Annotated in this window: 18 protein-coding genes; 5 read left to right on the top strand and 13 right to left on the bottom strand. The window is 67.5% G+C overall.

The window, feature by feature from the left end; translation table 11 throughout:
- Window positions 1-32: 32 nt before the first annotated feature.
- A complete protein-coding gene (locus tag QHF89_RS16520; RefSeq protein ID WP_136971975.1) occupies window positions 33-248 on the top strand; it encodes an acyl-CoA carboxylase biotin carboxyl carrier protein subunit in 216 nt (71 codons plus the stop codon).
- Between the two features lie 26 nt (window positions 249-274).
- Here QHF89_RS16520 and QHF89_RS16525 read toward each other — a convergent pair whose 3' ends face one another.
- Complete coding sequence (locus QHF89_RS16525; RefSeq protein WP_136971976.1) at window positions 275-1,300, bottom strand: MlaD family protein; 1,026 nt, start codon at window positions 1,298-1,300, stop codon at window positions 275-277.
- A 71-nt stretch (window positions 1,301-1,371) separates the two neighbouring features.
- Between QHF89_RS16525 and QHF89_RS16530 the strand changes: the two genes are divergently transcribed.
- Entirely contained in the window at window positions 1,372-2,112 is a 741-nt protein-coding gene (locus QHF89_RS16530; protein WP_136934163.1) for an ABC transporter ATP-binding protein, read from the top strand.
- Window positions 2,113-2,156: 44 nt separating this feature from the next.
- Here the strand turns inward: QHF89_RS16530 and mutM are convergent, their stop codons facing one another.
- From mutM to QHF89_RS16555, 5 genes are read right to left on the bottom strand one after another with little or no spacing between them, the layout of a single operon-like run.
- Entirely contained in the window at window positions 2,157-3,020 is an 864-nt protein-coding gene (mutM, locus tag QHF89_RS16535; protein WP_136971977.1) for a DNA-formamidopyrimidine glycosylase, read from the bottom strand.
- A 21-nt stretch (window positions 3,021-3,041) separates the two neighbouring features.
- Window positions 3,042-3,893 (bottom strand): MlaE family ABC transporter permease, encoded by an 852-nt coding sequence (locus QHF89_RS16540; protein WP_284720572.1) that lies wholly within the window; start codon window positions 3,891-3,893, stop codon window positions 3,042-3,044.
- A gap of 6 nt (window positions 3,894-3,899) precedes the next feature.
- Entirely contained in the window at window positions 3,900-4,718 is an 819-nt protein-coding gene (locus QHF89_RS16545; RefSeq protein ID WP_136971978.1) for an MlaE family ABC transporter permease, read from the bottom strand.
- Between the two features lie 39 nt (window positions 4,719-4,757).
- A complete protein-coding gene (locus tag QHF89_RS16550; RefSeq protein ID WP_284720573.1) occupies window positions 4,758-6,647 on the bottom strand; it encodes a DUF4091 domain-containing protein in 1,890 nt (629 codons plus the stop codon).
- Window positions 6,644-7,894 (bottom strand): glycosyltransferase family 4 protein, encoded by a 1,251-nt coding sequence (locus QHF89_RS16555; RefSeq protein WP_136971980.1) that lies wholly within the window; start codon window positions 7,892-7,894, stop codon window positions 6,644-6,646. The genes QHF89_RS16550 and QHF89_RS16555 overlap by 4 nt, the downstream gene beginning before the upstream one ends.
- Before the next feature lie 188 nt (window positions 7,895-8,082).
- Between QHF89_RS16555 and QHF89_RS16560 the strand changes: the two genes are divergently transcribed.
- Both QHF89_RS16560 and QHF89_RS16565 read left to right on the top strand, forming a co-directional pair.
- Complete coding sequence (locus tag QHF89_RS16560) at window positions 8,083-9,159, top strand: glycosyltransferase family 2 protein (protein WP_136971981.1); 1,077 nt, start codon at window positions 8,083-8,085, stop codon at window positions 9,157-9,159.
- A gap of 28 nt (window positions 9,160-9,187) precedes the next feature.
- On the top strand, window positions 9,188-10,585 hold the full coding sequence (locus tag QHF89_RS16565) for a hypothetical protein (RefSeq protein WP_136971982.1): 1,398 nt from the start codon (window positions 9,188-9,190) through the stop codon (window positions 10,583-10,585).
- Between the two features lie 386 nt (window positions 10,586-10,971).
- On the opposite strand, the gene QHF89_RS16570 is transcribed toward QHF89_RS16565, so the two are convergent.
- From QHF89_RS16570 to QHF89_RS16600, 7 genes are all read right to left on the bottom strand, one after another.
- Window positions 10,972-12,606, bottom strand: coding sequence for a Clp protease/crotonase-like domain-containing protein (locus QHF89_RS16570; protein ID WP_284720575.1), 1,635 nt, complete (start codon window positions 12,604-12,606; stop codon window positions 10,972-10,974).
- Window positions 12,603-13,775 (bottom strand): hypothetical protein, encoded by a 1,173-nt coding sequence (locus QHF89_RS16575; RefSeq protein ID WP_136971985.1) that lies wholly within the window; start codon window positions 13,773-13,775, stop codon window positions 12,603-12,605. The genes QHF89_RS16570 and QHF89_RS16575 overlap by 4 nt, the downstream gene beginning before the upstream one ends.
- Window positions 13,772-15,178 carry a serine/threonine protein kinase gene (locus QHF89_RS16580; protein WP_136971986.1) on the bottom strand — a complete coding sequence of 469 codons (1,407 nt, stop codon included), beginning with the start codon at window positions 15,176-15,178 and terminating at the stop codon, window positions 13,772-13,774. The genes QHF89_RS16575 and QHF89_RS16580 overlap by 4 nt, the downstream gene beginning before the upstream one ends.
- Window positions 15,179-15,202: 24 nt before the next feature.
- Entirely contained in the window at window positions 15,203-16,450 is a 1,248-nt protein-coding gene (locus QHF89_RS16585) for a protein kinase domain-containing protein (protein ID WP_284720576.1), read from the bottom strand.
- 458 nt (window positions 16,451-16,908) lie between these two features.
- Window positions 16,909-18,279, bottom strand: a complete 1,371-nt coding sequence (locus tag QHF89_RS16590; RefSeq protein WP_136971988.1) for a TIGR03013 family XrtA/PEP-CTERM system glycosyltransferase — start codon at window positions 18,277-18,279, stop codon at window positions 16,909-16,911.
- Between the two features lie 165 nt (window positions 18,280-18,444).
- Window positions 18,445-21,063 (bottom strand): DNA gyrase subunit A, encoded by a 2,619-nt coding sequence (gene gyrA, locus QHF89_RS16595; protein ID WP_136971989.1) that lies wholly within the window; start codon window positions 21,061-21,063, stop codon window positions 18,445-18,447.
- Between the two features lie 188 nt (window positions 21,064-21,251).
- The gene (locus QHF89_RS16600) at window positions 21,252-22,418 is read right to left on the bottom strand and encodes a hypothetical protein (protein WP_136971990.1); all 1,167 of its coding nucleotides are present in this window, start codon (window positions 22,416-22,418) and stop codon (window positions 21,252-21,254) included.
- A gap of 181 nt (window positions 22,419-22,599) precedes the next feature.
- On the opposite strand from QHF89_RS16600, the gene QHF89_RS16605 reads away from it, so the two are divergent.
- Window positions 22,600-23,715 carry a hypothetical protein gene (locus tag QHF89_RS16605; RefSeq protein WP_136971991.1) on the top strand — a complete coding sequence of 372 codons (1,116 nt, stop codon included), beginning with the start codon at window positions 22,600-22,602 and terminating at the stop codon, window positions 23,713-23,715.
- Window positions 23,716-23,725: the final 10 nt, after the last annotated feature.

The raw sequence follows: 23,725 nt of genomic DNA on the forward strand, positions 1-23,725 counted from the left end.
TCGCGACGGACCTCCGCTAGCGTCGCCGCCCCATGGCAAAGGTCATCAAGGCGCACATCACGGGCAACGTGTGGAAGATCGAGGTCAAGGTCGGCGACAAGATCGAGGAAGGGACCGTCGTCGCGATCCTCGAATCCATGAAGATGGAGATGCCCGTCGAGGCCGAGGACGAGGGCACGATCACGACGGTCCTCGTGAAGGAGGAGCAAGCCGTGAAGGAAGGCGAGCCCCTCTTCGAGTTCGAATGATTCGCGTGCGCTGAGGGGACGCGGCGCTACTCGCGCCAGAAGAACTTCCAGGGGTTGTGCTTGAGGTCGCGCACGAGCTCCTGGAGATCGTCGTAGAGCTGCTCGTCCATCACGAGCGCGCCCACCGTGCCCTTGCCGCGCCGCACGCTTGAGGCGATCGCCTGCGCGTCCTGGGTGATGCCCTTCGTGTTCCGGGCGATCTCGGCGAGGTCGCCGATCGCCTGGCGGATCTTCGCCTGCTCGCCCTCGCCGCCGACGGTCTCACTCACGCGCTTCACGTTCGCGAGCGTGGTCTTCGCGTCCGCGAGCAAGGGCGGCGCGTCCTTGGCGAGCGCGCCCGTCGTGCGATCGACGTTGTCGAGGATGCGATCGATCTGCGGGTTCTCGACGTACTTCTGCTTGGCCTCGCGCACGGTGTCCTGCGTGTCCACCGTGATCTGCTCGACGTTCGCCGCGATGCGATCGAGCCGCTCGCCGTTCTTGTCGAAGAAGTCCCCGGTGCCCTTCAGCGTGCGCGAGAGGCCGTTCAGCGCGGTGCCGATCTCGTCCTTGTTGCCCGAGAGCGCGTTCACCGTGGTGTCGAGCAGGTCGTAGGCCTTGGCGATCAGCATGTCGAGGCGCGGCGGATCGAGGCCCCGCACGATCGCGTTCTCCGCGAGCACGGGCCGATCCCCCGAGCCCGGATCGAGCGCGAGGAACTGCTCGCCGAGCACACTCGACGAGGTCACGTAAAAGACCGCGTTGTCACGAACGCTCGGCTGATACCGCTTCTCGACCTCGAGCTTCACCCGCACGAGCGGATCACGTTTGCCCGCGCCGCCCGGGATCTCTCCACCCCGGAACTGGACTTCGGTAATTTTTCCCACCTTGACTCCGGCGATCTTTACAGGGGCACCGGTTTGCAAGCCGCCGGGGTTGTCGAAGTCGACGAAGAGGGCATACGTGGGCTGGAAGTTGATGCCGCCCATGACGAGGATGAACCCCGCGAGGAGCGCGGTGGCCGTCAGGATCAGGATGCCGACCTTGACCTCGATGGATCGCGGGCTCGCCATGCGTCCACTATGCACGATGTTCGTCGGCGAAGGCAGACCCTCGTAACATCGAGCGCGCGGCCCACTGCGTCATGATTTCCTTCCGCCACCTCGCCAAATCCTTCGGAACGAAGAAGGTCATCGAGGACGTCAGCTTCGACGTTCAAGACGGGGAGGTTTTTTTCATCATCGGTCAATCGGGCGTCGGCAAGAGCGTGCTCATCAAGCACATCGTCGGACTGCTCTATCCGGACGCGGGAGAGATCTGGCTCGAAGGCGAGGAGATCAGCCGCTTCGATGAGGAGCAGATGTACCCAGTGCGCATGAAGTGCGCGATGGTTTTCCAGCACTCGACGCTCTTCGATTCGATGACCTGCGCCGAGAACGTCGCGTTGCCGCTGCGCAAACACAAAGGCCTGAAGCCGAAGGAGGCGCTCGCCGAGGCGCGCAAGCGGCTCGATCAGGTGCACATGCGCGAGTTCGCCGACAGGTTCCCGCCCGAGCTCGGCGACGGCATGCGCAAGCGTGTGGCCATCGCGCGCGCGCTCACGCTCGACCCACGGTACGTGCTCTTCGACGAACCCACGACGAGCCTCGATCCGGTGAGCGCGCGGCGCGTGGACAAACTCATCCGCGAGCTCAGCGACACGCTCGGCGTGACGAGCATCGTCGTGAGCCACGACCTCGTGAGCATCTTCTCGATCGCCGATCGGATCGTGATGCTCTACAAAGGGTTCGTCCGGCTGATCGGGACGCCCGACGACTTCAAGGCTTCGAACGACGCGATCATCCAGCAGTTCATCCACGGCCGCGCCGAAGGCCCGATCGAGTAATTTTGTGGTAGGGGGAGCCCTCGATGGGGCTCCCCCTACGGCCCTCACTTCGCGGTGCTTCGTTTGGGCCTACCCGGCCTCGTGGCTGCTGGCTTCTTTTGACAGCGTGAGCAGTGAGGGCTCGTGCGGCCGGCGATCGTGAGGGTGCGAATGGGAGCGCCGCAGCGCGGGCATGGTTCGCCCACGCGGCCGTAGACGAGGAACGGATTCGGCGCGTCGGTTCGATCGGAAAGATAGATGATCTCGTCGTCGCGCTCGTGCACTGCAAGCGTGTGCATGATCGTCGCGAGGATCCCGTCGGCGAGCGCTTCGATCTCCGCAGGCGTGAGCGCGTCGGCCGCGCGTGAAGGGTGTACCCGTGCGCGAAAAAGAGCCTCCGTCACCTGGATGTTGCCGAGGCCCGCGAGGACGCTCTGATCGAGCAGGACGTTCTTGATGGGCCGTGAAGTGCCGGCGATCCGCGCGCCGAGGCGCTGCGCGTCGAGGCCGTCACGCAGCGGATCGGGGCCGAGGGACGAGACGAGCGTCGCGAACGTGTCGCGCGGCACGATCTGAAGGCGGCCGAGCATCCGCACGTCGACGTAGTCGAGCACGCGGCCATCCTGCAAAACGAGGCGCGCGCGGCCGTGCTGAGGAGGCGCGTCGCCAGCCGCGCGGGCCCGCCACCTGCCCGTCATGCCGAGGTGGCAGGCGAGGCCCGTGCCCGCGTCGAACGAGAGCAAGAGCAGCTTGCCCACGCGCTCGATCCCGCAGAACGAGCGCCCCGCGAGGGCCGCCGCGAACGTGGCCGGCGTGGTTTTTCCTTTCAGAACGGGCGTCGCGTCGGCCTCGGCGCGCTCGATGCGCGCCCCTTCGAGGAGCCGGCGGAGCGCGCGCGCCTGGTGCTCGACCTCAGGCAGCTCGGGCATGGGGGTTCGTCAGAACGAAACCTAAGGACCGAGGAGCACGTAGCCAAGCGCGGAGAGGATGAGATCGAGCACGATCACCGCGAGCGAGGCGTTCACGACAGCGCGCGTGGTCGCCCAGCCGACGCCCTCGCTGCCGCCGTGCGTGGTGAGCCCCGAGTGGCCCGCGACGACCGGGATCGCGGCGCCGTAGGCCAGGCACTTCGCCAGGCCCACGACGAGGTCGCCCGTGTCGACGAGGTGCAGGTTGAAGAACGTCCGCGGGTTGACATCGAACATGATGTACGCGGTCAGCATGCCCGTCAGCATCGCGACGCCCGCCGCCCAGACGACGAGGCAGAGGGTCATGACGAGGCTCGCGAGGAAGCGCGGCTTGATGAGGTAGTCGATCGGGTCGGCCGCGCACATGCGCAGCGCGTCGACCTGCTCGGTGACGACCATCGAGCCGATCTCGGCCGCGATGCCCGCGCCGACACGCGTGGCGAGCATGAGCGCGCTGATCGTGGCCGCGAGATCCCGGACGAGCAGCTCCAGGTACGAGGCGCCGACCATGCTGAACTCGGGCAGGATGCGCTTCACCTGGAGCCCACCCTGGAGGACCAGGATCATCCCGATGAAGCCCATCACCACGGTCAAGAAGACGACCGAGCGGTTGCCGATCTCGAACATCTGCCGCACGACGGCGCCGAAGTCCGGCCGGCCGCGGACGCAGTAGTAGAGCGTCCGGACGAACACCGAGGCGATCCCGAGGCCCATGCCCACGAGCTCGATCGCCTGCGCGCCCACCGCCGCGGCGAGCGACGCGTCCGGCGCCTCGGCGGCCTGGTCGATGCCGCTCTCGGGCGCGGGCTCGTCGTGGGTGTTCGCCGCGCTCACGTGTCCTCAGTCCAGCGTGAAGGAGACGAAGTAGTCGAGGATGAAGATGCCCGCGGCCGAGGCGACCACGGTCGCGTTCACGGCCCGCCCGACGCCCGGCGCGCCGCCCTTCACGCCGAGCCCGTACTGGCAGCTCGACAGCGCCATCACGATGCCGAAGACGATGCTCTTCACGAGGCCACTCGTGACGTCGCTCAGGCCGAGCAGGCCGCTCGTGAGGCCGTTGTAAAACGTCTTCGGCTCGACGCCGAGCAGGCCGAGGCCGCCGTACGCGGCGCCGAGCAGCGCGAGCGTGTCGGCGAAGATCGTGGACAGGAAGAGCGTCGTCACGATCGCGACGAAGCGCGGCGCGATCAGGAACGCGATGGGATCGATCGCGAGCACGCGCAGCGCGTCGATCTGCTCGGTGACGACCATCGTGCCGAGCTCGGCCGTGTTGTTCGCGCCGACGCGGCCGTTGATCATGAGCGCCGTCAAGAGCGGCGCGATCTCGCGCAAGATGCCGAAGCCCGCGCCCCAGCCGAGCAAGCCCTGCGCGCCGAGGCGCACGACGAGCGGCGCGGCCTGGATGACCATGATCGCGCCCGTGAAGAGGGCCGTGACGATCACGATGGGGATCGATTTCACGCCCATCCGGTAGAGGTTCCGGAGGGTCTCGGCGCGATCGATGCGGAAGGTGACGAGCCTCCGGAGGATCTGGTAGCCGAGCAGGCCCATGCCGCCGACGGTGGCCGCCGCGCCGAGGAAGCCGCCGCCGATCTCCTCGAGGAGCCCCACGTCGGGAGGCGGAGGCGAGGCCGCAGACGATGGTTTCTTCGGGGGCATTCGCGAGGGCGAGCTTACCCTAGGCCGCCCGCCCGCGGATCACGAAGCACGGCGCCGGCCGCGTCGAATGAGCCATGAGGCGAGGGCCGCGGCGACGAGCGCGAGCGTGGTGAAGGCCACGACGAGGCGAGATTTGCCTCGAAATATAGGCCCTCGTTGCGTTTGACGCGCTGCGCGACCCGCGTCGAGGACGGCCGCGGTTTGCCGAGGGTCGAGGCGCCCGTCCGCGGGGACGAGCGCACGGAGCGCCTCGCGCGCGGCCGTGTACGCGGCGGCGTCCGTGGGGAACGGCGTGGCTTCGTCGAGGTCGACCTCGTCGAGCGCGCGGGGAAGGAGGCGCGTGGTGATCACGTCGGCCTCGGCGGCATGCGCGCTCCGCGCGAGCGCGAGGTAGCCCGCGTCCTGGATCCCGCGGCGCAAGAGCTTCAGCCGGATCGACGGGAAGACGCCGTCGAAGCCGGCCGTGTGGTGCGCGAAGCGTCCGGTCTGTTTGCCCGGGTAGACGAGGACGCCGTCGCCGAGCGCGCTGTCGCCGTCGTCGTTGTGGAAGGTCTCGGCGACGACGAAGGGATCGATCGGGCCGCGGCCGCCGCGGTTATTGTCGTTCCAGAACGTCGTCTCCCACAGGAACCATCGTCCCGTGGGCCGCGTGGCCGCGATCCAGGCGTCCACGAGCAAGCTCGTGGCCGGCACGTCGAGCAGGAGCGGGCCCGAGTGCGGGAGCCTTCCGTTGTAGACCCACACGTCGCGGCCTCGCGCACGCGTGCCGAGCGCCGCGTCTTGCTGGAAGGTCTGCGAGGGCAAAAGGACGAGATCGACCTTCTGATGGCGTGGATCCTCGGCGCAGGCGTGCGCCACGCGCACGCGCTTCTGCACGGGCGAGCGCGCGAGGAGCGAGCGCCACGTGGGTCCACGCGGGCTCTCGCACTGCTCGTCGATCGCGTAGAGAAAGACGTCCTCGACCGCCTCCGGGATCTTCGGGACGAGCGCCTCGATCCCGCGGAGCTTGTCGGGGTGCGGATCGCCGAGCGTCCCGTAGGCGCCGAGCGTGACCGCAGTCAACGGGACTCCTTCGCCTGGGCCCTCGTAGCCCTGTTCCTTGGTGTACCAAGCGCCCGTGAGCGCGGGCCGGAGGCGATCGAGGTCGGCCTCGCTGCGAATCGAGCCGAGCGCGTCGATGTGGTGCCGGTGGAGGAGCTGGAAGAGCTGCTTCTCCGCGGGTTCGAGGGCGCCGATGCGCTCGACGAGGTTCTTCGGGTCGTAGTAGGCGAGGAAGCTCGTGGCGCGGTAAGGAAGCTCGGCGCTCGCGACGTCGACGACCACGGGCAAACGCGAGAGGACGCCGCCCGCGTGCTTCACGATGATCTCCGTCGCGACGCGGCCGGGGGGCGTGCTCGTGGGGACTTCGAGGTCGATCCAGATCGCGCCGCGGGATCGTGGTTGGATGCGCAGAGGGTAGGGGAGCCACGCGGGCGCAAGCTCCACGGGGACGAGCGCGTCGGGCACGGCGCCGAGCACATCCTCGTCCGGAGGTCGTGACGAAGGGGTCCAGCCGAGCGACTCGCCCGCGTGCCTTTCGTTGCGGGATCGCGCGGTGATCTCGACGTAGGACTCGACGAAACGATCGACGCGGATCGGCGCGCGCGGCGGCGCGACGTCCACCGTGACGGCGTCGAGCGGCGTGTCGCCGGCTTCGATGAACACCTGGATCGCGATCACCTCGCCGCGGAGGGCCGCGAGCTCGATCGCGTGATCCCCTCCGCCGAGCGCATGTCCTCGCGAGATCGCTCGATCGAGATCGGGCCCCTCCCGCCGCACGCGCACGCCGTCGTCCACCACGACGACGCGTGGCCCATCGGCCGCCGCCGCGGTCGCGAGGAGCAGGAGCGCGAGGGCCGACGCGGCGCCCAGCGTGCTCCCGCGCTTCACGTGTACACCGCCCTCGCGCGCACGAGCGCCGCGAGCAGCGCCTCCGCGCTTCGATCCCAGCCGGGCGGCGCGGCGCGCGTGAGCTCGTCCTCGTTCCACGCGTGGCTCGTCGCTCGTTCGATCGCCGCGGCGAGCGCGGGCGCGTCGCGCGGCGGCACGAGCAGGCCCGTGCGCTCGTGCGCGACGACGTCGGGGATGCCGCCCACGCGCGTCGCGACGACGGGTCGACCCGCGGCGAGCGCTTCGAGCACGACGTTGGGCGTGCCCTCATGAAAGCTCGGGAGCACGAGCGCATCGGACGCGGCGAGGAAACGCGCGACCTCCTCGGCAGGACGCCCGCCGGCGACGAGGAGCGGCAAGCCCGCGTCGCGCTTCTCTTCCAGCGTCTTGCGGAGCGATCCGTCGCCGACGAGCGCGATCGTGAACCGTCCCGGCGCGCGTGCTTCGAGCGACGCGAGCGCGTCGCAGAGCTCGTGCAGGCCCTTCGCCGCTTCGAGCCTTCCGACGTAGACGAGCATCCTCGCACGTGGATCGAGCCCGAGGGCCTCACGCGCCTCGTCGCGGCTTCGTGGCTGGAAGAGCGCGCGATCGACCCCGTTCGGGACGAGCGTCACGCGATCCCGCGGCGCGCCGAGCTCTTCGAGGGCGCCCAGCATCGGACGGCTCACGCCGATCACCACGCCCGCGCGGCGCAACGTTCCCTGCACGAGGGCGCGCACCGAAGGCCAGCGCGCGATCACGTTCACGTCGGTGCCGTGCGCCTTCACGGCGTACGGCAGGCCGAGCGCGCGGGCGAGGTGCTGCGCGGCCCACGCGTCGGGGAAAAGGAACGCGCCGAGCACGACGTCGAAGCGGCGGCGCAACGCGGCGAGGTGCGGGACGAGGCCCGCGAGGTAGAGCGGGCCGTTCACGCCGGAGAGCCACGGACCTGCGAGCGGCAGGTAGGGCGCGCGTGGATGCACCACGGGCAGGCCGTCGATCGTGTCCTCCGCGGGCACGCGGCAGAGCTTTCCGACCCGGGCGCGCTCCCCGAGCAGCGACGCGCCTGGCACCCACGGCACGACGCCGAGCACCTTTACATCGGCGAGGCGCGCGAGCGCGGCGAGCTGCCTGCGCTGGAAGGGGCAGGACAGCGGCTCCACCCGATTCGGGAAGATCCGCGTCACGGCGAGGACACGCAGCCGCTCGCCTGCACCAGAGGGAAAATGGGTTGTCCCGAGCAACGCGGGAGAGCATTGCACGCGCATTCGCGTTCGCAATGCGCATGTTCGTGAACACGGATTCGCTGGATCCGCCCGCCCGGGGCACCCTGCAATCGGACTCGGATTTCGCCCGATTGAAAAAGAGCCACGACGTGGGATGCTGGCCGCGTCGTGGTCGGGGGGCCGGGCTCGGCAGGTCCGAGCTCTTTGCGCGGCGTTTCGGGGGGCTTGGGATGGATGATTGGGGACCCGAGTCGGGGCGCGGCGGCGTGATTCTTCGGACGCTCGCCGAACGTCCCTTCTGTTCGATCGTGATTCCTTGTTACAACGAAGAGGAGCACATCGAGCGGGTCGTGCGGGCGGCCTTGGGGCAACGATATCCGTCCGAGCGCCTGGAGATCTTCGTCGTCGACGGTCGCTCCCTCGACCGGACGCCGGACATCGTGCGCGCGCTCGTCGCCGAGGATCCTCGCATCGTTTTGCTCGACAATCCCCAGCGCCTCCAGGCCGCGGCCCTGAACATGGCGATCAAGCGCTCCCGCGGGGACGTGATCATCCGCATGGACGCGCACGCTGATTACGATCCCGGCTACGTGGCCGCGTCCGTCGCGGCGCTCCGGCGCACGGGCGCGCTCAACGTGGGCGGCGCCATGCGGCCCCTGGGAAAAACCAGGTTTCAGAAAGCGCTCTGCGCGGCGCTCCGGAGCCCGCTCGGCGTGGGCGGATCGGCGTCCCGGGATCCCGATCGCGAGGGATACGTGGAGAGCGTGTGGTGCGGCGCCTTCCGCCGCGAGGCCTTCGAGCTCGCGGGCCTTTTCGACCCGGACGCGCGCACGAACGAGGACGCCGAGCTGAACCAGCGGATCCTGGCGCGCGGCGGGCGTATTTATCAGTCGCGCGACATCGTGGGTCATTATTATCCACGGTCGACGTTCGTCGGTTTGTTCCGGCAATATTTCAACTATGGCGCGGGCCGCGCGCGGACGATCCTCCTGCGAGGGTTGCCGCCTTCGCCGAGGCCCCTGATCCCGTTCGCGACCTTTTTCACGTTCACCGTGCTCGTGGCGCTCGCGCTCCTTTATTCGCCGGCAGAGCCCGTTCTCCGCGCGGCCGTGGCCGTGTATACGCTGGCGATCGTCGCCGGGGCGGCGTGGGTCGCGCGTCGCGCGCACGGGCGCCTGGTGTTCCTCGTGGCGGCGATGTTTCCCGTGATGCACTTCGCGCACGGGCTCGGCTTCGCGGTTGGGCTCGTGCGGTACGCGCAGGCGCCGTCGCGGGACGCGGAGCCGGAGCGGCTGCCGGCCCGCTGAAGCACCGGACGGCCCGAAAAGGAGGCGCATGCTGGGCTTTTTCCCCGCGGGAGGGCTCGCCGTCACCGACGCGACGGCGGCGGTCACGGTCGAGCAAAGCGCGGTCACGGGCATCACGCCGGGCGGCGGGTACGGAATCGCGCTGACGAGCGTGGACGGCGCTGCGAGGATCGTGTCCCGCGCGTCACGTGCGGGCTTTTTGCTGGATATTTCAGGGCGGTACGGGCGGGCGCTCGCGGCGACGCAGGGGGCCACGACCCCACAAGACATCGCGGGCACGGCGGTGACGCGGCTCGATGTCGTGACCTCGCCGCGCACGGCGTTTTCGATCTCCGCGGACGCGCTGCTCGCGTCGCGGCTCGGGCTGCGCGCCACGAATGATTTGACCGCGCGGGATCCCTTCCTCCAGGGAAGGGTCATTTACACGCTGGGGAGCCGCCTCGGGTTTTCCGCGAGCACGTCGCCGCGGTCGTATCTGCGTTTCGAGGCCGGATACACACAAGCGGGCGCCGTCGCCGCCGATCACCCCGATGCGGTGGGGCTCGATAGCCACGCGGTCCTCGGGAGCGCGTCGTTTTCGTGGCTCGCCGGCAGGCGCTTCCGCCTCGGCCCGATCGTGCGGGCGGGCTTCACCCATTTCGAGCACGCGCTGCTCGACGTGGACCTCACGCGCGGGCCCGCGGACATCACCACGGTCTCGGCCCTCGGATCCACGACCTTCGAGATTTCGCGGCGCATCCGCGGCGGCGCGGCGCTCGGGCTCACGGTCGCGAGCCCGCCTTCGTTCCTGCAAGACGAGGCCTCCCGCGTGATCGCGCCCGACGCGCGGATCGACGCGCGGTATGCCGGGCGTGGATACGGGGTTGTCGGGACGTACAGCTTTTCGTATTCGTCGCTCGGCCCGCGGATCGGGTTCGGGGCGCAACATGCGGCGGGGCTCGAAATGTGGAGCCGGCCGCGGGGGGGGCGGGAGTTCCGGAGCGTGATCGCGCGCGGGATCCTGCGCTTCCGCCACGGCGAAGCGCCGCTCGCGACGCAGCCGCGGCTCGGGTTGCCGGCAGGGACGCCGCAGCCCGAGGGAAAGTTCGTGACGACGGCGGTGGCCGCGGGGGGTTCGCTCGGAATGCCGCTGACGATGGGGATTCTCGTGACGGGCGGGGTCGATCTCGAGCTGATTTCGACGCGCTTCGACCCGGACCCGACGGGCGCATCGGCGCCGACGTTCCGGACGATGGTGACGGTGGCGATTTCGGCGATCGGATCGACAGATCCGATGCGGCGGGTGCCAAGGGATCCGGATCTGCAGGACCAGGACGCGCGGCCGGCGGTGCTCGACGAGGAGGAGGCGCGCAGGGCGGGGGGGCGTCCGGGGGGCCCGGAAACAAAGACGGGCGACGAGGATGAGGACGCGTTCTACGAGGAGTGACGGGATGTGTGGTGTGGCTTGCGCAATTGGGGGGATCGAGGCCTCGATCGACCCGGTTGCGTGAGGCGCTGGGGGCGATCCAGGCGTTGAGGGACCCGGTTGCGTGAGGCGCGAGGGTCGATCGAGGCATCGATCGACCCGGTTGCGTGAGGCGCCGGGGGGGATCGAGGTCGGCATCGACCCGGTTGCGTGGGGCGCAAGGGGCGATCGAGACGTCGGGGGACCCGGTTGCGCGAGGCGCAGGGGGCGATCCTGGCGGGGATCGCACCCGGTGCGCGTGGGGAGGGCGGAGGTCGAGGGGCAACGCGCGCCCTTCCACCGGGCATGGGCGCAGCCAGGGCTTCATCCACGCGCTCCTCGGTCAACTGCACGTTCATCAACGGGCTTCATGGGAAGCCAATCATGGTGCCGATTCCGAACTGCAGGCGTAGCTCGGCGCCGTTGGTGGGTGAGATCCCGAGCCCGATGCCCGGCTGCGCGAACATTTCGAAGGTGGGCGTGATCCGCCATCCCAGCGAAAACTCGCTGTCGAGCGCGAACCCATTCCATGTCGGCAGCAAAGGCCCGCCCAGGAACGAAAGGCTCGTGCGAACCTTGGGCCACGTCCAGGTCCGTCCGAAGACGAGCGATGGCATGATGAGCAGCGGGACTTGGCTCCCGCCGGACAACGGGGAACCGTCGTTCGCGTAATGGGAGGCCACATCCATCGCGACGATCCACTGGTTGTCACCCTCCCCGAGGAAAGCGCCGCTTCTCAGTGCACCGCCGAAGAAGCCACGAGCGCCCATCTTCAGCCCGCCGAAGCGTGCATGCACGAAGCCGCGTGGCCATTTCGCGGGCACGTTCGGCGGCACGGTCACGGCGGGCTTGCAGGGAGGGCATGTGGGGGCGACGGGGGGCGACGGCGGCGGAGCCTTGGCCTCGCTTGGGCAGGTGGGGTCGGGGTTGGTAGGGGCCGTCGTCGCGTTCTTGGCGCCGGGGATCCATTGGAGAGGATAGAGATAGGCCGCTCGCGAGCCTGCCTTGGGGGTCTCCGTCGAAGGCGCCGCCCGGCCCGACAGGTTGTCGGCGAGCTGCTTGTTCGGCGGATCCCCAAACGCCACGAAGACCTTGAGCGGCTCGTTCGGCATTCCAGCCATGCGCGCGGCTTCCTCTAGGGCCTTGCTCATGCTCTCTTGCGCGAGCGTCGGCTCCTGGGCTTTCTGGCCGTTGACCGTGCGAGGAAAGACGAGCAGGACGGCGGTGACCCCGTTCATCTGGAAGGAGCGGAGGGTTTCGAGCAATTGCTCCTTCGCCTTCGTTTGAAAATCGAGGTTGGCTTCGAGCTCGAGCCGTGGGGCTTTGAAGTCGGGGTACCCCGGGACCGCAAAAAGGACGCGCTGGCTCTCCACGTCAGCCGTGCCGAGCTTCGCGGGCAGCCATTTCCAGAGGCCATCGGTTTGGATGTCGATGGCGTTGCTTCCAAGCGCTGCTGAAAGCGCTGACTTCACGTTGTCGGCGCGGCTTTGGGCCAGCTTGGGCGAATTTCCCGACTGGCTCTCGAATCCGAGCAAGAGGATGCGTTTTTGGCCGGAGTCGAGGATGCAACGCGCGTTCGCATTCGTCGTCGCGAGTGCTTCTGCGTCGAGCTTGTGGAGCCCGGTCTCGAACTGGACGGCTTTGAGCACGCACCCCGGCTCTCGGACGAGGACCGGGCTCGGCGAGCAAAGCTGTTTCGGCTCCGACACGAAGCGCCCCCATCGCAGGCGCACGCGGTACTGGCCCTCCGGTACGTCAGGGAGAATGGCGCGGACCTCCTGCGACATCGGTATGAACACGGGCACGTCGGTGTCGCCGATGGAGATGCCGCTGATTCCCGCAAGCCCCTCGCCTCGGATGATCAGCAACCTGGAGCCGTCGGGACCTCCATCCCGGACGACCTCCGCGGAGTCGATCCGGCGCACGGGAGGCTCGTCTGCGGTGGCCTGTGCGGGAGTGGCGAGCGTGGCGCCGAGGGCCAAGAGGGTGGAGAGGCGTTTCATTGCGCGACACCTGTCTTTAGCGGCAGATCCCACTGCGACCGGAATACGATGGGGATCCAGAAGGTGACTTGCGAATAGTAACTGGCGAGAAAGGATGGGTGAACTCCGAACCCGATGTCGACAGAGCGACGGAACATGAGATCAAGCTCAAGCCGAGCCCCAAGCTGTGGCCCGATCCATGACGATAGTTCTGCGCCTGCGCTAGCAGAGAGCGTGTCGTTGTTAAATGTGACGGTGGTGGGGGAGACTTTGCGCAGGATCGTCGAACCGACGAGGAGGGTACCCCCGATACGAACCCATGGCTTCCAGCAGAGAAACTCGAAGGGATCCGACGATGTGGCATAACCGATCCCGCCATAGATGCCTCGGACGCCATACGGTGCAGAGTAAAGGACGCCTGCGAGGGATATCTCGCGGTCTTCTGAAACGTGCGCGAGACTCCCCTCGATCCCCCAGAAAAATAAAGGTAGGAGCTGGAAGCTCCTAGATGGTTCAGTGTTCGCATCGACGGCGCAGCCGATATCTCGGCAATGATTGCTGACGGTGTCGTCGTCTCTCCGCTCCACCAGGAGCGACGCGGGGTCGGTTGGAGAGAACTGGTATGGCGAAGGGGACCAGTTCGAACCGCCACCCAGTGAGATCCCCCCGGCGATCCTGAAGACGCTTTTCCTGGAGATTGCGGGTGCCGCGATGGAAGATGGGGTTGCCTCAGGATGCCCCCCGTTCTTTGATGCGATCTTTTGTTCCAATTTGGCGAGCTTGTCCTTTAAATTCCTGATCGACGCGTCGTAGTTGTCGGTATTGTCTCGTGTTGTAGCTTCGATCAGACGACTGGTCCATGTTTTGGCAGATTCGTACCTTTCGGACGATTCTGCTAGCGCTATGATTTGTAAAAATATGCTTCCAAGTGATGGCTTGTTGCCTGGGTCGTAACGGTAGCGATGGTTTATTAGTTGGTAAAATGACGCTGCGCTCGTTTCGATTGTGTCGAAATCGCATTTTGTCTTTTTGCAGTCGTCTATGAGGCGTAATACTTTCTCCTTTAAGTTGTTTATCCGTTGGTCTATGGGTTGTTCGGTCGACTCGGGATTTGGGTTCGCAAACGCAGAGCTGGCGATGGCAGGTGTTATTAATCCCGTGAGGTACATTGTGGCGCGGATGCTGCTCATCGTTTTATACACCTATACACTCCCGCATCAACATCGAGTCGCTCCTTCTTGCAGAGTCCTGAAGGGTTATCGATGGCGGACGAGGTGAGGACTTTAGCCTTTAGTGTCGATGTTCTCGGCGGCATTATTGTCGAGGGAACTACCGACACGCTGGGCGGCGGCGCTACCGACGCTCTTGCTGACGGATTCGCCGAAGCCGTCGCGGATACCACCGCGGACGGCTCTGGCGCTCCACTCGGCACGCTCTGCGCTGATTCGGCCGTTACTTCTTTGCTCGTTGGGGTCGGCCTCCCCTGCTGCTGACCAGCCCAGAAGGCCACCCCAACCGCAACGACCGTAACGACCGCCCCGACAGGGAGCAACCATCGCATTCGACTCCTCCCACGCTGTTCTCGATGCTTAAGCAGCTCGCTAGTCACCGAACTCTGTCGCCGCGGCACGACCACCGCGAGCTTCACCGGCTCCAGCAGGTTGCCCTGGAGATCTCTCACGATCGAAGCGAGGCTCGGCGCGCTCGGGTCCGTCGTCGAGAGCGCCCTCTCGAAGCAGGCCGCCGCGGTCTCGCACATCTCCTCGATGGTCTCGAAGCGCTTCTCGATATCCCGGTGCAGCGCCCGGTCGAAGAAATCCTTGAAGAACTCGAGCCCGGGGCTCGGCGAGCCTCCCTTCGCGATCGAACCGTATCCGGCATACCGGTCCGGCACCCCATGCGGAAAGAGCTGCTTTCCCGCGAGCAGCTCGTGGAGCACGACCGCCACGGACCAGAGATCCGCGTGATAATGCACGGCCTTCCGTTCCGGATGCTTGGGGCTCATCTCGGGGCACATGTAGGGCTCCGTCCCGAGCAACCGGTCTTCCCCCGTGATCGCCGGGCTCTTCGCGTGTTTCGCGATCCCGAAGTCGATGAGCTTGATCCTGACCGCGGGCTCGTCCCCCCGCGCCATCAAGCAAACGTTCGCGGGCTTGATGTCGCGGTGAACGACCTGCTCGGCACGAATGTATGCGAGCGCGGAGGCGAGAGCCCGGAAGACGTGCTGCACGTCCTGGATCGGCGGCAGCCTCCTTTGCTCGATGTACTTCGCCAGGACCTGGTGCAAGTTCACCGCGCCGGCGTGCTCCAGCGCCATGAAAGGGCGCCCCTCATGCGTGCCGTGACCATAGACCCGCACGATGTTCTCGTGTCGGAGGTCCAGGTGAATCGCGACCTCCCGCTTGAATCGCTGGTCCTGCCCGGGTTGCGGGAATTTCAGGATCAACGGGGCCGCTCGCGCCGAGAAGATGCGTGAATAGGAGTGACCGTAAGCGATCTCCTGCACGAGCTGATATCGCTCGTCGATCGAATCGCCCACCTTTGGCTCGTACCTCGCCGGCTCGCCTGTGCCCGGCGCTTGCTGGTCCCGCATGGCGTCCTTCCAGGTTGCTTCGCGTTACTGTGCCCGCCGCAGGAGCTCCAGGAGCCACCCCAGCCGCTCGATGGCGTGCGCGGTGATTCCCTCTTTGTACCGCATGCGATCGGTCGGATGCGTCAGGCCATCGACGAGCTCCACGAGCTCCCGCGGCAATTCACCGAATCGCTTCGACGCGTCCTTCAAGGAGACATGCTTATTTCGCTGGAACGCGTCCTCGAGCATCGCGCTCTCGCGCTCTCCGAGCTTGCTGCCGGCATACCCTTGCGGCGTTCGTCCCGTGAGCAGCCAGTAAACGACGAGCCCGGCGCCATACAGATCGTCGGCTTGTTTCGCCTCTTCTTTGGCTCGACGTGAGGGGCTCATGAAGGGCCGCGCGCCCGCCTGTCGCTCCTGGTCCTCCGCCGCCGACCACGTCGGCCACGTCGGCCCGAAATCCGCCATGCTCTTGGCCAAGCCGAAGTCCGAGAGCTTCGCGCGGAGGCGTCCGGCTCGTCGTCGCAAGAGCACGTTCGATGGAGCCAACTCGCGGTGCAAGATCCCGAGCTCGTGCAAGTAGTCGAGCCCGAGAAACACGTCCTGCGCGATCACGAGGACATCTTCGAGACGGAGCTTCGGGTCCCAGAGGCGCGCGATCGAGCCCTCGGACATGTACTCGAACGCCGCGTAGAGCGTCCCTTCGTGTTCACCTGCCCCGTAGTGCGCAACGATTCGAGGATGGCGCAGGTGATGCGCCATGCGCTGCTCCCGCTCGATGAACTGCTTCAGGACCTCCCGGCTCCCCGGCGATTTGGGCTTCTTTACCGCCGCACGGAGGCCCGTGTCCTGCTGGATGGCCTCGTGGACTTCCCACCAATCGCCTTCGCCAATCTTGCCCACGACATCAAAGCTACCGAGCCGTTGCGTGACTTGCCGCTCGCCGGAGCAACGCTCGCACAGCCACGCCGCGTCCGCGTTGATGAGATGATCCATTCGTTCGAGCGGCAGGTTGCATTTTCCGCAGGCGACGATGAAGTTCCCGGGAAACCCACGCGACGGGACGGCCGGCCGGAACTGGAGCGTCATGTCGCCGATCGTCAGCTTCTCATGGCTGCTCAGCATCCGGCTCGACCCTGTCGCGAGCGGCTTGTCGGCGATGCGCACGTCTCCATGAGACCCGACGCGAATCACCTCGAGCTGAAACGTGTCGCGCTCCAGAAGAACGAGCTCGACGTCCTGACAACGCGGATCGACGATCCGCAGATCTCCTGCGCGTTCCGAGGCTCCCACGATCCGATGCCCGCTGAAAGCAATGGTCTTCGGCTTGCGCGCGGAAGGAGGTGTCCAGGTTATTTTCAATTCCAGAAGCATGTGAATCTCTCCCCGGGGGCCGCTCCGCGTGGACGGTATGCTTCCGCCGCCGTTCCACAGGCGAAACCCGACCGCCAGCATCCAGAGACCGTGATGACGGTTCTCGCGTGGGCGAACGGTGCTCGTGTTTCGGTGTGGGCGTAATCCGTGCGTGGGACCGGATCTGTTTCTTCGAACAGGACGAGGCCTGCTAAATGGAGCTTACATGTTGTCTTCGCATGCGAGCAAAATATGTACAGAAGGAACCTGGTCTGAGAAACTCAAGGCCAGGTTCTGCTGTTGGGTTCGGGCGCGCGAGGCGAGGCGAGGCGTTCGGCGGAGCGGCGCACGCGTGGCGAGGGGACCTCGGTCCGAAGAAGAGGAGGCGGGCGCGGGGCTCAGCGCGCTCCAATCCGCAGGAGCACGACCTTCACCGTATCGAGCAAAATCGACAGATCGAACCAGACCGACAGCGTCTTGATGTAGAACAGGTCGTGCTGCAGCTTTTCGAGCTGGTCCTCGGTCGTCGCGCCGTAATGGTAGCGGACCTGCGCGTAGCCCGTCAGGCCCGGCTTGACGAAGAGGCGCTGCCGGAAGAACGGAATCGCCTTTTCGAGCTCCTCGGTGAAGCTCGGGCGCTCGGGCCGCGGGCCGACGAGGCTCATGTCGCCGGTGAGCACGTTCCAGAGCTGCGGCAGCTCGTCGAGACGGGTCTTGCGAATGACGCGGCCGACGCGCGTCACGCGCGGATCGTCCTCCGACGCCCAGCGCGCCTTTCCATCGGCCTCCGCGTCCGTGCGCATCGACCGGAACTTGTAAATGGTGAAGGGTCGGCCGAACACGCCGCTCCGTACCTGTGAATAAAGGACCGGGCCCGCCGAATCGAGCCGGATCGCGAGCGCCGTGAGGAGCATCAGCGGCGTCGCGAGCACGAGGCCCATCGAGGCGCAGACGACGTCGAGCAGGCGTTTTCCGAGGAGCGTGCGCTTCGCGACGTGGAAGCCGTGCGCAAAGACGAGCTGGCTCGGGCGCAATTCACGGACGAAGATTTTGCCCGTGATGCGCTCGTAAAACTCCACGCCTTCCTCGACCTCGACGCCCCGGAATTTGAGCTCCAGGAGGGCATCGATGGGCAATTTGCCCCGGCGATCCGCCGCGCAGACGATGATGTGCCGGATGCTGTGCCCCGTCGCGATGCGCGGCAATTCGTCGTAGGCGCCGAGCACGTCGGGGGCGGCGCGGCCCGGGTCGCCCTCCTGCACGAGGCGGCCGACGAAACGCATGCCGCCGGTGTCGTGGGTCCGCGCGCCGGTGATCACGGCGTCGGCGAGCGGCCCCGAGCCGAGGACCAGGGTCCGCTTGCAAAGGCGATCACTCGCCGCCGCACGCGCGAGCCCCGTGCGAAAAAGGGGCAAGACGAGCGCGCCAGCCGTGAGCCCGAGCGCCACGGCGCCAAAGCGCTCGTCCGCGTCGACCGAAAAACCCTGGAAGAGGGCCCAGAGCAGGAGAGCCGAGACGGCGAGCGCGCGCGCGACTTTCCAGGCCAGGGTGCGAAGGTCGCGAATGGGCGAAGGTCCGTAAAGGCCATGGTAATAGAGCGACGACTGCGCCACGAGCGTGATCGCCGCGGCGTCGAGCACGCGGGCGAGCGTGACGACGCCGCGATGCCCCTCGATCGCCGCCGCACCCGCGCAGACGAGCGATACGAGCAGGCCAGCCTCGACGAACCATACAATGGCGCGGCGACGCGACCGAAATAGCTCGAGCATGTTGCCCCCCAGCAATGGAGGGCCCACACGCATCCAAGCCGCGCGCGGCGCACCTCCCCCCAAACCCCCGGATCCCCCCCGGGGGACCGGGGGAGCCCCGGCGATGCTGTGTGACAGTGCTTACGTTAGCTCCCGGTCACGCGAGGTGCCAGGGGAGGGGGGATGTCACTCGGCGACGCCGTTCGTCCCGTCGTGACTCGTGCCGTTCGTGTCGGTCGTGCCATCCGTGCCGGTCGTCTCGAGCGGCGGGGGCGGGACCGTGCCTTCCTCGGCCTCGGCAAAGGCCTCGATCGCCACGACACGCTCGTCGCCGTCGACGTTCATGAGGCGCACGCCCTGGGCGTTGCGGCCGGTCTCGCGGATCTCGCTGGCCTTGGTGCGGAGCGTCTGGCCGCGGTCCGTCACGAGCATGATCTGATCCGCCGGCGACACCATGGCGACGCCGATGACCGGACCGTTGCGCTCGCTCGCGTCGATGAGGATGACGCCCTTGCCGCCGCGGCTCTGGAGGCGGAACTCGTCGAGCGGGGTGCGCTTGCCATAACCACGCTCGCAGACCGCGAGGACCCGATCACGCCCGCCGTCCGTGACGCAGAGGCCGACGACGAAGTCGCCCTCGTTGAGCTCGACGCCCTTCACGCCCATGGTGGCGCGGCCCGTGGGGCGGACCTCCTCCTCAGCGAAGCGGATCGACATGCCCTTGTGCGTGGCGATGAGGAACTCGCGCGAGCCGTCGGTGATGGCCGCGGAGAGGAGCTGATCGTCCTCCTCGATGCGCACGCCGATGATGCCCTTGTCGCGGAAGTTCTCGTACTCCTCGAGCGCGGTCTTCTTGATCTGGCCGCGCCGCGTGAGCGTGACGACGAACCAGCCAGTCTCGATGCGCGCCACCGGGGTGATGGCGGCGATCTTCTCGCCCTGCTCCATCCCGACGAAGTTCACGATCGCCCGGCCCTTGGCGTTGCGCGCCGCGCTCGGGATCTCGTAGACCTTCTTGACGTAGACCTTGCCCTTGTCGCTGAAGAAGAAGACGTAGCTGTGCGTGGAGGCGACGAAGAGCTGGCTCACCCAGTCCTCGTCCCGCGCCTCCATGCCGACCATGCCCTTGCCGCCGCGGCGCTGGGCCCGGTACGTCGTGACCGGCGTGCGCTTGAGGTACCCCAGGTGGGAGATGGTGACGACCATGTCCTCCTCCTGGATGAGGTCCTCGACCTGGATCTCGGCCTCGGTCGGGACGATCTCAGTGCGGCGCACGTCGTTGTAGCGGCTCTTGATGTCCTCGAGCTCGCCCACGATGACGTCCATCAGCTTGCCCTCGTCGGCGAGGATGCCGTTGAGGCGGGCGATCTCCTCGATGAGCTCGCCGTACTCGCGCGCGAGTTTTTCGCGCTCGAGGCCCGTGAGGCGCGAGAGGCGCATCTCGAGGATGGCCTTGGCCTGGCGCTCGGAGAGGAAGTAGTCGCCACGCGTGTCACCCTCGACGCACTCGGGCTCGGGGCGGCCGGCGCGGCGCAGGAAGTCGCCGAAGCCACGCAAGGGGAGCTTCTGCAGGCGATCACGCGCCTCCTCGGGATCCTGCGAGGAGCGGATCGTGGAGACGATGACGTCGACGTCGGTCGTCGCCATGCCGAGGCCCTCGACGAGCTCGCGTTGCGCTTCGGCCTGGCGCAGCTCGTAGCGCGTGCGCCGCGTGACGACCTCGCGGCGATGCTCGACGAAGTGCGCGAGCGTCTCCTTGAGGCCGAGGACGGCGGGGCGGCCGTTGGCGATCGAGAGGTTGATGACGCCAAACGTCGATTGCAGGTCCGTGAGGCGGTAGAGCTGGTTCTGGACGACCTGGGGGAAGACGTCCTTCTTGAGCTCGATGACGACGCGCATGCCTTCGCGGTCGCTCTCGTCGCGGACCTCGGCGATGCCCTCGATGCGCTTTTCCTTGATGCACTCGGCGATCTTGGCGACGAGCTTGGCCTTGTTGACCTGGTAGGGGATCTCGGTGATCACGATCTGCTCGCGATCACCCTTCAAGGTCTTCTCGACGATGCAGCGGCCGCGCATGACGATGGTGCCGCGGCCCGTGCGGTAGGCCTGGTCGATGCCGCTCTTGCCGTAGATGAGGCCAGCCGTGGGGAAATCGGGGCCCTTCACGTGCTGCATCAGGTCGTCGACCGTGGCGTCGGGGTTCCGGATGAGCAGGACCGTGGCGTCGATGATCTCGCCGAGGTTGTGCGGCGGGATGTTCGTCGCCATGCCGACGGCGATGCCGCCCGAGCCATTGACGAGGAGCTGGGGGAACTTGGCCGGCAGGACCGTGGGCTCGAGCTCGGAGTCGTCGTAGTTCGGGGCGAAATCGACGGTCTCTTTTTCGATGTCGGTGAGGAGCTCGGTCGCGACGCGGGCGAGGCGCGACTCCGTGTACCGCATGGCCGCGGCCGAATCGCCGTCGACGGAGCCGAAGTTTCCCTGCCCGTCGATGAGCGGGTAGCGGAGGCTGAAAGGCTGCGCCATGCGGACGAGCGCGTCGTACACGGCCGTATCCCCGTGCGGGTGATACTTGCCGAGCACGTCGCCGACGACACGCGCGCATTTCTTGTGGGACCCGCTCGGGCCGATCTTCTGCTCGTGCATCGAGTAGAGGATCCGGCGGTGCACCGGCTTGAGCCCGTCGCGCACGTCGGGGATGGCGCGACCGATGATCACGCTCATTGCGTAATCGAGGTAGCTGTTCCTGAGCTCGTCCTGGATGCTGACGGGGATCTTCTGCTGGATGTTCGAGGTATCTTCCATACCGCCGCTCGGGCCTGGGCCTGACGCGCGAGGAGGCTTGAAAAAAGCCTCGTCCACGCCGGCCGGAGGACGCTCTCAGGTAGTATACGACCCGTGAACCTGCAATCAGGTTCGAGGGTTTTGTACGCAGGTTCGGGTGCTTCGCGGCGCTGGGTCGGCCGGTCCGTCTGGGCCGTCCTCGGGGAGGCTCAAGGCACGAGCGTGCAAGTGGCCGTGCTGACCGCGCCGGGGGCGATTTCAGCGAGGCAGGAGGCGGTCACGACGGGCGCGCCCGCGGCGTCGCGGCCGACGAGCTTGATCTTCGGATACGCGGCGGGCTCGATCGGCGCGAAGCGGACAGGCTTGTCGCAAGCGACGCCGTCGGCTTCGAGGGGGCTCGGCGCGCCGAGCAGGGCGTCGTACGTCGCGACGTTCTCCTTCGCGCACGAGGTGCCCGCGGCCGCGAGGACGTCCGCGAGGGAGAGGTCGAGCGCGCCGTCCTTGCTCAGCGGATCGCAGAGCGCATGGACCACGAGGCCGTCCACGGCGATCGCCTTGCAGGAAGCGCCCCACGTGACGGGTCCGCCCGTCTCGGCGCGCGCCTCGACGCGGAACGTGTAGGTCGCGCCGGCCTTGATGTTCTGCGTGTACGGCGCGGGCGCGGGGTTGCCGCAGGGGAGGTTCACGAGCGGGGGCAAGGCCGGATCGGCCGGGCGCACGTCGAAGCTCGCGACCTGCCCGGTGATCACGGGGTTGCCCTGCGGATCGACCGAGCTCTTTTTGCAGGCGAGCTCGAGGCCGGGGATGGTGCTCGTGCCGGCGAGCGTGGCGCGCGGGTTGATGAGCACGCCGGTCTCGGTCGAGAGCGGGGCGAGCTCTTCGCACGTCTCCGGCGTGGAGCGGACGTTCTGCTGCGCGGTGATGTCCTTGCAGAAGGTCGACCAGAGCGGCGCGACGGTGCCTGCGGCAGGCGCGGCGCGGCGGACCATGCTGCGGCTGCCCGAGGAGGTGCCGCCGACGGGCGTGAGCTCGGCGGCGGGGACGTCGTAGCCGTCGATCTGGAGGCGGTAGACGTGGCCGACGAGGATCTGCCGGAAGACGACGTTCGCCGTGCAGGTGACGGGCGGCGACGAGGGGAGCGGGAAGGGCGCCGACGCGTCGGTGACGTCGAGGACGGTGGCCACGTAGCTTTGCATGGCGCCGGTCGCGGCGGAGCAAGGCACGTCGCCGAGGAAGAGGCTCGGCTCGACGAGGAGGCTGGTCGGCACGGTCGTCGTGGTGCCGAGATCGAGATCGGTGTCGGACGTCTCGTCGCACGCCGTGCCTGCGAGGGCGAGGGCGACGAGCGGCACGAGCGCGAGGGTCCGGCGGCGCATGGGGCCGGCGTAGCCGATGGCCCGGCTCGATGCCAGGCAAAACACACGCGCTCTCGCGCGCGCCCCGGGCGTGCGCGGCGGCGTTCGGGGTGCGGTGGACGGCTCGCCCCAATCGTGATCTTCTCGATCGCGGGCCTGCGTAGGGATTTTTGGCGCGGCGTCCTGTCCTTCAGGAGGAGTGATGGCGGTTCGGAGGCGCGCGACGAGAGGGCTCTTCGTCGTACTTTCGTGGGCGGCCGGTTGCCAGCTCGTGTCCGGGATCCCGGACGAGCTCTCGCTCGGGGCAGGCAGCGGAGGCGCGGGCGGCGCGACGCCGATGATGTGCGTGCGCGACGAGGTCCCCGAGCCGCCCGCCGTGGACGACGCGGGCGGCGCCGAGGGGTTCGTCGTGGCGCTACGCACGATCGACATGGAGAAAGGCCTGAACGACGCGCTCCCCGGGCTGAACCTCGACGGGCTGTGCTCGTGCACCGAGGACAAGCGCGGCTGCGAGTCGATCGATCCGTCGGACGACAAAGGGTATTGCGACGACGACAGGGGGCACGACGCGGCGAGTTACGCGCTCTTCGGCGCCCTCGCGTACATCCTCACCGTCGATGACATGTCGAGCTTCCTGCGCGGCCTGACCGAGTCCGGCCAGTGGAGCGTGCTGCTCCGCGTCCAAGGGTACAACGGCGCGAGCGAGGACGCTCAGGTGGAGGTCGGCTGGTACGGGAGCCTGGGGCTCGCGGCGTCACCGGAGTGGCAAGGCGCGGATGCGTGGTCGATAAGGCAGGAGTTCGTCGCGCCGATGCTGGCGGACCCCTACGCGCCGAGGTTCATCGACGGCACGGCGTACGTGACGGGCAACAAGCTCGTGGCCCGGCTCCCCGAGGCGCCGCTGCCGATCGCGGACGGCACGTTCACATCCATGCACGCCGCGCTGTCGAACCTGGTGCTCGTGGCGCGCATCGATCGGACCGCGAACGGTCTCTACCGGCTCCGCGAGGGCAAGATCGGCGCGAAGCTCCCCGTGTCGGAGCTCTTCCCCCTGCTCGCGAGCTTCCGCGACACGAAGGGAAACCCGCTCTGCAAGAACGCGCTGCTCTACCCGGCGACGCGGCAGATCACCTGCCGCGCGGCCGACGTGCTGCTGGCTGATACGACCGACAAGAACAAGCCCTGCGAGGCGCTCTCGTTCGCCATGGATTTCGAGGCGGATCCCGCCATGCTCGGGGCGGTGAAGCCTTCCCCGCTGCTGTCCCCCGGATGTCCGGCCGAGACCGATCCCGCGCTCGACGACTGCAGCGGCCTGTAAACGAGCGTGT

The sequence above is a fragment of the Polyangium sorediatum genome (genome assembly GCF_029946465.1).
GTDB classification, from domain to species: Bacteria; Myxococcota_A; Polyangia; order Polyangiales; family Polyangiaceae; genus Polyangium; species Polyangium fumosum.

Excerpts from the sequence above, each read along its gene's own strand:
- QHF89_RS16570 (WP_284720575.1), bottom strand. The coding sequence starts at position 12,606 with ATGAAACGCCTCTCCACCCTCTTGGCCCTCGGCGCCACGCTCGCCACT.
- QHF89_RS16605 (WP_136971991.1), top strand. The coding sequence starts at position 22,600 with ATGGCGGTTCGGAGGCGCGCGACGAGAGGGCTCTTCGTCGTACTTTCG.
- QHF89_RS16530 (WP_136934163.1), top strand. The coding sequence starts at position 1,372 with ATGATTTCCTTCCGCCACCTCGCCAAATCCTTCGGAACGAAGAAGGTC.
- QHF89_RS16545 (WP_136971978.1), bottom strand. The coding sequence starts at position 4,718 with ATGCCCCCGAAGAAACCATCGTCTGCGGCCTCGCCTCCGCCTCCCGAC.
- gyrA (WP_136971989.1), bottom strand. The coding sequence starts at position 21,063 with ATGGAAGATACCTCGAACATCCAGCAGAAGATCCCCGTCAGCATCCAG.
- QHF89_RS16555 (WP_136971980.1), bottom strand. The coding sequence starts at position 7,894 with ATGCGCGTGCAATGCTCTCCCGCGTTGCTCGGGACAACCCATTTTCCC.
- QHF89_RS16590 (WP_136971988.1), bottom strand. The coding sequence starts at position 18,279 with ATGCTCGAGCTATTTCGGTCGCGTCGCCGCGCCATTGTATGGTTCGTC.
- QHF89_RS16580 (WP_136971986.1), bottom strand. The coding sequence starts at position 15,178 with ATGCGGGACCAGCAAGCGCCGGGCACAGGCGAGCCGGCGAGGTACGAG.
- QHF89_RS16525 (WP_136971976.1), bottom strand. The coding sequence starts at position 1,300 with ATGGCGAGCCCGCGATCCATCGAGGTCAAGGTCGGCATCCTGATCCTG.
- QHF89_RS16560 (WP_136971981.1), top strand. The coding sequence starts at position 8,083 with ATGGATGATTGGGGACCCGAGTCGGGGCGCGGCGGCGTGATTCTTCGG.
- QHF89_RS16600 (WP_136971990.1), bottom strand. The coding sequence starts at position 22,418 with ATGCGCCGCCGGACCCTCGCGCTCGTGCCGCTCGTCGCCCTCGCCCTC.
- mutM (WP_136971977.1), bottom strand. The coding sequence starts at position 3,020 with ATGCCCGAGCTGCCTGAGGTCGAGCACCAGGCGCGCGCGCTCCGCCGG.
- QHF89_RS16520 (WP_136971975.1), top strand. The coding sequence starts at position 33 with ATGGCAAAGGTCATCAAGGCGCACATCACGGGCAACGTGTGGAAGATC.
- QHF89_RS16575 (WP_136971985.1), bottom strand. The coding sequence starts at position 13,775 with ATGAGCAGCATCCGCGCCACAATGTACCTCACGGGATTAATAACACCT.
- QHF89_RS16565 (WP_136971982.1), top strand. The coding sequence starts at position 9,188 with ATGCTGGGCTTTTTCCCCGCGGGAGGGCTCGCCGTCACCGACGCGACG.